The organism is Pseudomonas viridiflava (assembly GCF_001642795.1).
Taxonomy (GTDB): Bacteria; Pseudomonadota; Gammaproteobacteria; order Pseudomonadales; family Pseudomonadaceae; genus Aquipseudomonas; species Aquipseudomonas viridiflava.
This window is the reverse complement of the sequence record NZ_LKEH01000034.1, coordinates 63,103-74,486: the sequence shown is the minus strand read 5'-3', so window position 1 is coordinate 74,486 and position 11,384 is coordinate 63,103. Positions and strand designations below refer to the sequence as shown.

General features: G+C 63.0%; 2 protein-coding genes. Both read right to left on the bottom strand.

The genetic code is table 11. The features are described from left to right. Nucleotides 1-1,829, bottom strand: a 1,829-nt coding sequence (locus AO065_RS19425) for a condensation domain-containing protein (RefSeq protein ID WP_155737751.1), incomplete at its 3' end; no start/stop codon positions are given. Continuing rightward, nucleotides 1,826-11,326 carry a non-ribosomal peptide synthetase gene (locus AO065_RS19420; RefSeq protein WP_004888318.1) on the bottom strand — a complete coding sequence of 3,167 codons (9,501 nt, stop codon included), beginning with the start codon at nt 11,324-11,326 and terminating at the stop codon, nt 1,826-1,828. The genes AO065_RS19420 and AO065_RS19425, both read right to left, overlap by 4 nt. Nucleotides 11,327-11,384: the final 58 nt, after the last annotated feature.

The window sequence follows — 11,384 nt, the reverse complement described above, 5'->3', positions numbered from 1 at the left end:
ACCGCGAGCATGGCCACCAGCGTATCGAGGCCGCGACGGGCCATGACGGCCACGCGGTCGTCGGTGCGCACACCGAGGCTGATCAGGTGATGGGCCAACGCGTTGGCGCGCAGGTTCAGTTCGCCGTAATTCAACGATTGCTCGCCTACCTGTGCGGCAACGGATTCAGGCGCGTGCTGTTCGATACGCTGCTGCAGCGTCAGGCTGCCAGCGAAGTCAGACGGCTGCGGATTGAAGTGCTGCAGCAGGTGCGTGCGCTCTTCGAGCGGCAACATGTCGAGCTGTTCGGCCGAGGCCTGCGGCGATTGATCCAGCGCCTCCAGCAAATGCTCCATTGCACGTTGCAGATATGCGCAGATGCGCTGAGGGTCAATCTGCGGTGATGTCTGGGCCGTGAGGCTGAACGCTTCACCCAGGTCATCGACGCTGACCACCAGCGGGTAGTTGCTGCGCTCCTGCGCATGCAGTACCTGGATGCCCTGCCAGGTCTCGCTGCCCGCCTCGGCAGGCGCGCTGTGGCGATAGTTGAGCAAGGCATTGAATAACGGTGTAGGTGCTGCAACACCGCTGCAACGCTGGGCCAGCGCCAGTGGCGCATGCTCATGACGCATCAGCGTGGTCAGGCGCTGATGCGTGGCGCGAATCGCGGTGCGCAGGTCCTGATCGCCCAGATCCAGACGCAACGGCAAGGTATTGATGAAGATCCCCAGCGCCCGTTCGGTGGCCTCGGCCCCCAGCAGACGACCCATCAGCACGGTCCCGAAAACCACGCGCTGACGCCCGGTCAGGCCAGCCAGTACACGCGCCCAGCCCAGGTGGAACAGGCTGGCGACGCTGACGCCCAGCGTGCGTGCCTGATTGCGCAGCCGCTGGCACAGCAACGGGTCCAGCGCCAGGGTGAATTCGCCGATGTCGCCGCCCTCTCCACTGAGGTCCTGCAGGTCGTACGCCAGTGTCGGTTCGTCCAGGTCGGCCAGCATGCTGCGGAAGAACGCTTCATGCTCGGCTTCGCTGACGCCCAGCAGTGCCTGCGCCACGTAGTTGCGGAACGGCACCGGGGTGCCCAGCGCTTCGGCTTGCCCGGACAGACACGCCTGAATTTCGTGGCGTACCACCTCCAGCGCGCTGTGGTCCATGGCGATGTGGTGAAACACCAGGGTCGCCTTGACGCCGTCGTCGGTGTTCGGGTTGCAGATCAGGCGGATCAACGGTGCCTGTCCCAAATCCAGCAGGATGCCTGCCGTGCTCTGCAATGTATCGACGACCAGTTCCGCATGACGCCAGACCACCTGCACCGGCGTATCCAGACCGTCCCAGTGCACCGAAGTGCGCAGAATGTCGTGGCGTGCGATCACTGTTTGCAACGCCAGTGCAAAGGCATCGAGGCTCTCACGGTCGGCAAAGGCGAATTCCACCTGCATCACATACGGGTCGCCGTGAGTTGCCGTGACGTGGTGATAGAGAATGCCCTGCTGCAACGGCGCCAGCGGATACAGGTCCTGGATGTTGGCAGCGCCGCCCGGTATGGCCTGGACCAGTTGATCGATGGCTGGCTGGTCGAGCACCACCAGGGTCAGCATCTCGGGTGTGATATGGGTACAGCCGCTCGGAATCGCGTTTTCCGGGAAGGTCTGCGTGCCACGTCGGATGGTCAGCGCATCACCTTGTTCGAGGCGCTCGATCAGCGCCGGTTTGTGTTCACGCAGGCTGTCCAGCAGGCCTTTATCCGTCAGTGCGCGGCGATTGCCCTGCACCACCAGTTGACCGTCCTTGACCGTCAGGTGGATGTCGTTGGCTTTCAGCGTCGCCAGAAGTTCGTTGATGCTCACAGGATAATCTCCATGTTCTCTGTGATGGCTGCGTAGTCCGCCAGCGTAGGGTGCTCGAACAGTGCGCGGACATCGGCTTCAAGGCCTTCCTGACGCAGGCGCGCGGTCAGGCTGACCGCCAGCAGCGAGTGGCCGCCCAGTTCGAAGAAATTGTCGTGTCGTCCTACGTTTTCGATACCGAGCAGTTCGCTCCAGAGTTCGGCCAGCAGGTTTTCCATCTCGCCTTCAGGCGCTTCATAAGGTCTGGACAGCAACGCATCGGCGCCCGGCACCGGGAGCGCGTGACGATCCAGTTTGCCGTTGGGGCTCAGCGGCAAGGCGTCGAGATGTACGAAGAGAGCCGGGACCATGTAGTCCGGCAGATGTTTGCGAAGAGCATCGCGCAAGGCCTCGACTGACTGCGGCGCGCCGGTGTAATACGCTACCAGCCGCTGACCGCCCGGCTGCTCGTCGCGCACCAGCACCACAGCCTGCTCGATACCGGGGTGACGAATCAGGCAGGCCTGAATGTCGCCCGGCTCGATCCGCAGCCCGTTGATTTTCACCTGATCGTCATTGCGACCGAGAAACTCCAGATTGCCATCGGCCTGCTGGCGCACCAGATCGCCGCTGCGATACAGGCGATCGCCCTCGACGAAGGGGCTGTCGATGAAGCGTTCGGCCTGCTGTTCCGGCAGGTTCAGGTAACCGCGGGTGACTCCTGCACCTCCGATGTGCAATTGTCCGATGACGCCCTGTGGCACCAACCGATCATGCGTGTCGAGCACGTACAGACGCGTGTTGCTGACCGGACGGCCAATCGGCAATGCCGTCTCCGGCAGCGGCATCTGCGGGTCAAGCGTCCAGAAGCTGCAATCGACGGTGGTTTCCGTCGGTCCGTAGACGTTGTGCAGACGCACCCACGGCAGCCGCAGGCGCACCTGCTCGGCCAGCGCAGCCGTCAATTCGCCGCCACCGCAGACGATGTCGGTGAGGCTGTGACATTGGCTGCTGTCCGGCATGTCGAGAAACTGCTGAAGCAGCACCGGCACGAACTGCACCACACTGACCTGCCGCTCGCGGATCAAACGGGACAGATAAGCCGGATCGCGCTGCCCGTCCGGGCGAGCCAGCACTAGCGGCAGCCCGCTGCACAGTGGCCAGAAAATCTCCCAGACCGACGCGTCGAAACTGATCGGCGTCTTGTGCAACAGCCCGCCGTGCGGCGTCGCCGGGCACAGCAGTGAGCCCCAGCGCACCAGATTCGTCAGGTTGCGATGCTCGACCATCACGCCCTTGGGCTTACCGGTGGAGCCGGAGGTATAGATGACATAAGCCAGATGACGGGCCGTGAGGCTGGCCACTTCAGGGTCATGAAGACGTTCGTGGCTCCAGTCCGGTGCGTCCATATCAACGCGCAATACGTGCTCCTTTTCCAGCAGCTTGCGGGTCGAGGCCTGCACCAGCAGCACGTTCGGCGCGCTGTCTTCAAGCATGTAATGCAGCCGCTCGCGGGGATAACCCGGATCGAGCGGCACGTAGGCACCGCCCGCCTTGAGAATGGCCAGCAGGCCGATCACCATCGGCGTACCGCGCTCGACACAGATCGCAACCCGATCATCAGGTTGCACGCCGAGATCGATCAGGTGATGAGCCAGAGCGTTGGCTTGCTCGTTGAGCTGCCGCCAGCTCAACTGCGCATTTTCCGCCAGTACGGCGATGGCCTCCGGTGTGCGGGCAACCTGAGCCTTGAACAGGTCAAGAAGCGTCTGTTCGGGGTCATGGGCGGTGGACGTCGCGTTGAACCCGACCAGCAATTGCTGGCGCTCACGTGCGTCAAGCACCGGCAATTCCAGCAAAGGCAGACCGGGCTCGGTGTCCAGCGCATCGACCAACCCCGTCAGCGCCTGCTGCATGTAGCCACAAATGCGTTGAGCACCCACTTTGGGCGCGACAGTGACAGACAGACGCAGGGACTCGCCCAGGTCGTCGACATTGAGGCTCAACGGGTAGTTGGTGTGTTTCTCACTGGCCAGAATCTCCAGGCCTTGCCAGCTGTCGCGCTGCGCGTCCTGTCTTGCCTGACCTGCGCTGTGGCGATAATTGAGAATGGCGCTGAACAAGGGTGACGCTGTGCCCACGCCGCTGAAACGCTGGGCCTGCGCCAGAGACGCGTGCTCATGCCCCAGCAATGTGGCAAGACGCGCATGAGTGGCGCGTGCGCCATCACGCACGCTGACCTCATCCAGATCCACCCGCACGGGCAAGGTGTTGATGAACATGCCCATGCCACGGTCCGCACCGGCACCGCCTTGCAGACGACCCAGCAATACCGTGCCGAACACCACACGATCATTGCCGGTCGCGGCACCCAGAACCCGGCCCCAGGCAAGGTGGAACAGGCTGGCGACACTGACGCCCAGCTGCCGTGCCTGGCGGCGCAGGCGGTGCATCAGTTCGTCGGGCAGTGTGTGCTGGTGTTCTTCGATGCAGCGACCATCGCCCTGCACATTGCCTTGCACATCACGCAACCCGAACGGCAGGGTCGGTTCGTCGATATCGCCCAGTTGTTCGCGGAAATACGCCTCGTGCTCGGCCTCGCTGACGCCCAGACGTGCCTGCGCCACGTAGTTACGATAAGGAACGGCAGGCAGCGCGGTTTCAGGCTCGCCGCGCAGATGGGTGAGCAATTCCTCGCGCATCACTTCAAGTGCTGTCGCGTCGACCACAATGTGATGAAACAGCAGCGTGGCAGAAATGCTTTCGCGCGACAGGTCACGGTTGTAATCCAGCCGTATCAGCGGCGCACGGCCCAGGTCCATGGGGGCCGGATGTGTCAGATCGGAGACTTCTTCGACCGACAGCTCGGCATGCCGCCAGACCACTTGCTGCGGCGCTTCCAGGCCTTCCCAGATCACGGCGGTGCGCAGGCTGTCGTGACGGGCGATGACTTTGCGCAAGCCTGCGGCAACGCTCTGCAGACGAGCCATGCTGTCGAAGTTCAAACGCAATTGGAGCAGGTAAGGATCATCCTGCTCAGCCGTCAGGTTGTGGTACAGGATGCCTTCCTGAAGCGGCGCCAGCGGGTAGATTTCCTGCACGTTGGCAGAGCCGCCCGGCACCGTCGAAACGATGCGCTCGATGGCGGCCTGATCCAGACGCGTCAGGCTCAACATGTCCGGCGTGATGCGTGTGCAGCCGGTGGGCACGTGGTTGTCCGGCACCACGATCTCACGACCGTTGCCGACCGATGCGGCCAGTGCTGCGACGGTCGGCTGACCAAGCAGAACGCGCACATCGGCACTCAGACCGGCGTTGCGCATTCGTTCGACCAGACTCACGGCCAGCAGCGAATGCCCGCCCAGCTCGAAGAAGTTGTCATGGCGCCCGACGCGTTCCAGGCCCAGCACCTGCTCCCAGAGCCCGGCGATGATGACCTCGTTTTCACCTTGCGGCGCTTCGTAAACAGTCGCCGTCAGATCGGCGAGTTCAGGGTCCGGCAAGGCCCGACGGTCGAGTTTGCCGTGGCTGGTCAGTGGCAAGGCCGCCAGACGCATGAACGCCAGCGGCACCATGTAACCCGGCAACCGGTCCAGCAGCGCCAGACGCAGCGCATCGGTGTCCACGTCGACCGTCTCGGTGAACCAGGCCAGCAGACGCTCGTTGCGCACCAGCACCACGGCGTCTTTCACGCCGGACTGACTGGCGAGTGCCGTCTCGATCTCGCCCAGCTCGATGCGCATGCCGCGAATCTTGACCTGATCGTCGTTGCGACCCACGTAATCCAGCGTGCCATCGCTGTTCCAGCGCACCAGATCGCCGCTGCGATACATACGTGCCTGGTTATCAGCACAGAACGGATCGGCGAGGAATCGTTCTTCGGTCAGGTCCGGGCGATTCAGGTAGCCACGGGCAACGCCCGCGCCCGCGATATAAAGCTCGCCGATCACACCGACCGGCACCGGTTGCTGTTGCTCGTCCAGCACATACAGGCGGGTGTTGGCTACCGGGCCGCCAATGTGCAATTGCGCGCCCGGAATCACCTGCCCCGACGTCGCGACCACGGTGGTCTCCGTCGGGCCATAGTTGTTGATGACCGTAAAACCAGGGTCCTTGTCGAACTGGCGCAGGCGGTCGCCGCCGATCAACAGTGCGCGCAGGGTCGGATGCTGACGTGCACGGCCGAACGCCTGCTCGGCCACTGGGGTTGGCAGAAAGCTGACCTGAAGCGGCTGTTCCAGCCACCAGTCGAGCAGTTCGTCGACGTGCTCATTGGCGACTTCGGTGGGCGGCACATGCAGCACGGCGCCTGCACAGAGCGCCGGCCAGACTTCCCAGGCCATGGCGTCGAAGCCGAAACCGGCAACGGTGCTGGTGTGGCTGCCTGCGTGCACGTCGAATGCTTGGCAGTGCCAGTGCACCAGATTGTTCAAGGTGCGGTGTTCGACCATCACGCCCTTGGGCTGGCCGGTGGAGCCGGAGGTGTAAATGACATAGGCCAGCTGACGGTCGTTGAGGCCCGCCACCTGCGGATTGCTGTCGGCTGCGTCGTGCCAGACGCCAAGGTCCAGATTCACCTGACGCACTTTGCCCACCAGACTGGCCGTCGAGTCTTCCGTCACGACGGCGCGTGGCGCGCTGTCTTCCAGCAGCCAGGCGATACGTTCTGCCGGGTACGCCGGGTCTACCGGAACGTAGGCGGCCCCTGCCTTGAGAACGGCCAGCATGGCGACCACACGGCCTGCACCTCGACGCAAACACAACGCAACACGCTCATCCGGTTTCACGCCCAGGCTGAGCAAATGGTGGGCAAGGCGATTGGCCTGCCGGTTGAGTTCGGCGTACGTCAGCACCTCGTCACCTTGTATCACGGCCTGAGCCTGCGGATGGGTGGCTGCGCCGGCTTCGACCTGTGCGTGTACCGTCAGACCTTCGACAAAGCTGCGTGCGCTGGCGTTGAAGGTCGTCAACACACGTTCCCGCTCGGCCGCTTCCAGAATCGACAGGCTTTCCAGCGGCTCGGGCAAGCCCTGCTCCAGCGCCTGCACCAGTTGCGTCACAGCGTTGTTCATCCAGCCGGCGATGCGCTCGGCGCCCATGCCATGCCGCGCAAGCACATGCAGGTCGAACCCTTCGCCCAGATCGTCCACGCTCAGGGTCAGCGGGTAATTGCTGCGCACTTCGCCGCCCAGAACGCGCACGCCCTGCCATACACCTTCGCCGTCGCGAGGCCGGACTTCGGCGCTGTGGCGGTAGTTGAGCAAGGCGCTGAACAGCGGCGCGCCGGAAGCCACGCCGCTGCAGCGTTGAGCCAGCACCAGCGATGCCTGTTCATGGGCAATCAGGGCCGACAGCCTTGAATGCACGGCCTTCACGGCATGACGGGCGTTGCGCGTGGTATCAACCCGCAGCGGCAAGGTATTGATGAACACACCCAGCGCCCGGTCTGCGCCCTCGCCGCCTTGCATGCGACCCAGCAGCACCGTGCCGAAGACCACATCACGACGATTGGCGATGACACCGAGCACGCGGGCCCAGGCGGCGTGCACCAGGCTGGCTGCGCTGACTCCCTGCTGGCGGGCCTGCTCGCGCAGGCGCAGTGCCAGATCGTTGTCGAGTATCCGTCTTGCCTGCTCGACATCACCGCCATCGGAGCGAACGTCCTGCACCCCGAACGGCAGGGTCGGTTCGTCCACATCACCCAGCATGTCGCTGAAAAACGCTTCGTGTCGCGCGTCATCATTGGCCATTCGCACATGGGCCACATAGTTACGGTATGGCACCGGCGCAGCGAGACGGGTTTGTGGTTCGAGCAGCAGTGCTTCCATTTCCCGAGTGACGATTTCCATCGCAGCGTTGTCGAGCACCAGATGGTGAAACAACAGCACGGCAGCGACTTCACCGTTGACCGGGTCAGCGGTATGAACCAGACGCATCAACGGGGCCTGGGAAAGGTCCATACGATGATGACGGGCGTCGAACTGCTGGTGCAGACGATCCATCACGGAGTCGGCAGCGTGCTCATCGGCAGCGCTGTTGAGGTTGACCTGCTGGACCACCAGATCGGCCTTGCGCCAGACCACCTGTTGGGCGCTCTCAAGCCCTTTCCAGGCCACAGCGGTACGCAGAATGTCGTGACGATCGATGACCTGTTGCAAGGCATCGGCCCACGCGTGCAGACGCTCAGGGCTGTCGAACGCCAGACGCCATTGCAGCAGATAGGGGTCGCCCTGTTCGGCAGACAGGTGGTGATAGAGAATGCCTTCCTGCAGCGGTGCCAGCGGGTAGATTTCCTGCACATTGCCAGCGCCGCCCGGAACGCTGCAAACGATGCGGTCTATCGCGGACTGATCGAGGCAGGTCAGGCTCAGCATCTGCGGGGTGATGCGTTCGCAACCCGGTGGCACGGCGTTGGGCGGTACAGCCTGTTCATGAACATCTGCCCTGCTCGCCGCCAGTGCAGCGACGGTTGGTTGTGACAACAACGCATGCACATCAGCCTTGAGCCCGGCAGCACGCAGACGCTCTACCAGTTTGATCGCGAGCAACGAATGGCCGCCCAGTTCGAAAAAGTTGTCATGCCGCCCTACCCGTTCAACGCCCAGCACCTGCGCCCAGACAGCTGCCATTGCGATTTCGGCTTCACCTTCCGGTGCTTCGTACGCCTGGCCCAGCAGACTGGCAGGGTCAGGATTCGGCAACGCACGGCGGTCAAGCTTGCCGTTACCGGTCAGCGGCAGCACCTCCAGCCGGGTAAACGCGCGCGGCACCATGTACGCCGGCAATCGGGCGCGCAGGGCCTGGCGCAGTTCGTCGGTGTCCACGCACGAGGTTTCGGTAAACCACGCCAGAAGCTGCTCGTCGCGCACCAGCACCACGGCTTCCTTTACACCGGTCTGGCTGGCAATCACCGCTTCGATTTCGCCGGGCTCGATGCGCATGCCGCGAATCTTGACCTGATCATCGTTGCGGCCCTGATAATCCAGCGTGCCGTCGGCATTCCAGCGCACCAGATCGCCGCTGCGGTACATCCGCGCCTGTGGGGCCAGGCTGAAGGGATCGGCCAGGAAGCGTTCTTCGGTCATTTCAGGGCGGTTGAGATAGCCACGCGCCACACCCGAACCACCGATGTACAGCTCGCCTGTCACCCCGACCGGCAACTTTTGCAGCTGCGCGTCCAGCACGTAGACCCGTGTGTTGGCGATCGGACCGCCAATGTGCAGCGATGCACCGGCCTGCACCAGGCCAGAGGTCGCAACCACCGTGGTTTCGGTGGGGCCGTAGTTGTTGACCACGGCGTAGCGGCGGTCTTCGGCGAACTGACGAAGACGGTCACCGCCGATCAACAGGGTGCGTAGCGTCGGGTGATCCTCATCGAGGCTGAACGCGTATTCGGCAACCGGTGTCGGCAGGAAACTGACGTCCAGTGGCTGTTTCAACCACCAGCGCAGCATCGCATCGACGTCATCGCCATTTTCCTGAACCGGTGCCAGATGCAGCGTTGCGCCTGCGCACAGGGTCGGCCAGATCTCCCAGGCCATGGCATCGAAACCAAAGCCTGCCAGACAGGACGCATGCCCGCCTGCACTCAGCTTGAACGCCTCGCAGTGCCAATCCACCAGATTGGCCAGCATCCGATGCTCCACCATGACGCCCTTGGGCTGGCCGGTAGAGCCTGAGGTGTAAATCACGTACGCCAGATGGCTGCTGCGCAGCGAGACAATGTTGGGCTTGATGTCGGAACCACGGTCTTCATGGCAGTGGTCCAGTTCGATCACTGGCTGGGTCAGTTTCGGTAGACGCTCACGCAGGTTTGCACGCGTCAGCACCACCGACGGCGCGCTGTCGTTCAGCAGATAAGCCAGCCGCTCGCGTGGATGTGCAGGGTCAACCGGTACGTAAGCGGCACCGGCCTTCAGAATGGCCAGCAGGCTGACCAGCGTGTCCAGCCCTCGGCGTGAGACCACCGCAACCCGGTCGTCCGGCACAATGCCCGACTCGATCAGTCGTCGTGCCATGCTGTTGGCACTGCGATCGAGCTGGCTGTAGGTCAGGCTCTGACCATCGAAAATCGCTGCCACGGCTTCCGGACAATGACGGGCATGCTGCTCGATACGCTGATGAATCAACAGCTGACTGGCTGACACTGTTTCGGTGTCGTTCCAACGGCTCATTTGTCTGCGTTCGGCAGGTGTCAGCACATCGAACGCGCTGACCTGCAATGCAGGGTTTTCCAGCGCCTGCTCGATCACCTGCAGAAGCCGCTCGCCGATCGACTGGGCTTGCGCATCATCGAACCAGGCGCGGTGATGGACCACGTGCAACGACGCCTGATCGCTGAACCTGTTGGTGCGCATGTGCAAGGCCAGAGGCGTCGGCTCATAGCCATTGGAGACTTTCACGGCCTGCGCCTGAATGTCGCCAAAACGGTAGTCGTAATTGTCTTGCTCGTAAGAGACCGAGACCTCGAACAACTGCGCCCGGTCTTCACGGGACACGCCCAGGGTGCGGTTGAGCTCGCTCAACGGAAAGCGCTGGTGACGGAAGTCGCGCTTGAGGCTGTCACGCACTTCGGTGACCAGCGCAGTGAAATCCAACTCCTGCGCGAAGGCCATGCGCACCGCGCTGACCTGAGCGAAATGCCCCAGTGTCGCCTTGAAGCGTGCGCCCGTGCGGTTGAGCAATGGCAAGCCGACCACCCAGTCGTCGCGCTGTGCCGTACGGGTGAAGTAAACGTGCAGCGCAGCCAGCAGAACGTGAAACGCCGAGGCGCCGCAGCGCTCGGCGAACTGATTCATGCGCGTGTGCAATGCGGCCGGGAACGCCAGTACACAGCTATGGGACGGCGCCGGGTCGGTGGACCTGCGGTTGTGGTAGCGGGACACCAGCAGCGGCTCCGGCAGATCCCGATATTTGTCCAGCCAGTAGGCTTTGTCCCGCGCATAACGGGGCGAGTCGTGATAACGCGCATCGTCGGTGATGAAGTCGCCGTAGGACGGCCCTTGAAGATCAAGGCTGTCGCCTTCGCAAAGCGCGGTGTACTGCTCGGCCAGTGACTTGAGCAATTGTCCGAAGCCCCAGCCATCGAGAATCAGGTGATGGGCCTGAATGCCCAGCCAGTATTGATCCTCATCCGCGCGCACCAGGCAGAACCGGAACAGCGGGCTGCCATCCAAGGCATAAGGACGCTGCATCTGCTCGCGAATCAAAGCCTGAGCGGCACTGATTCGCTCGGGGTGGTCACGCAGATCGTGAAGCGGCATGGACACCGGGATGAAATCGGCGTAGCGCTGCATCGGCAAACCGTCGGCACCTGCCCCCGGCAACAGGACCGTGCGCAGGGCATCATGTGCGGCCACCAGTTGCTCGAATGCACGCTGCAACAGGAAAAGATCGACATCACCGACCAGCTTCACATAGCCGCCGACGTTATACAGAGGCGAGTCGCCACGGCTGATCTGGTCCAGCCAGATATCACGCTGGGCAGCGGTCAGGGGGAACAAATCAGTGGCCGACATGTCTCAAGGTCCTTCCTGGAAAATTAGTCGGGAATTGAAGCACTGGCCCGTTGACACT

What these genes read in the sequence shown, in the direction of transcription:
- AO065_RS19420 (WP_004888318.1), bottom strand. Translation starts at nt 11,326, where the DNA reads ATGTCGGCCACTGATTTGTTCCCCCTGACCGCTGCCCAGCGTGATATC.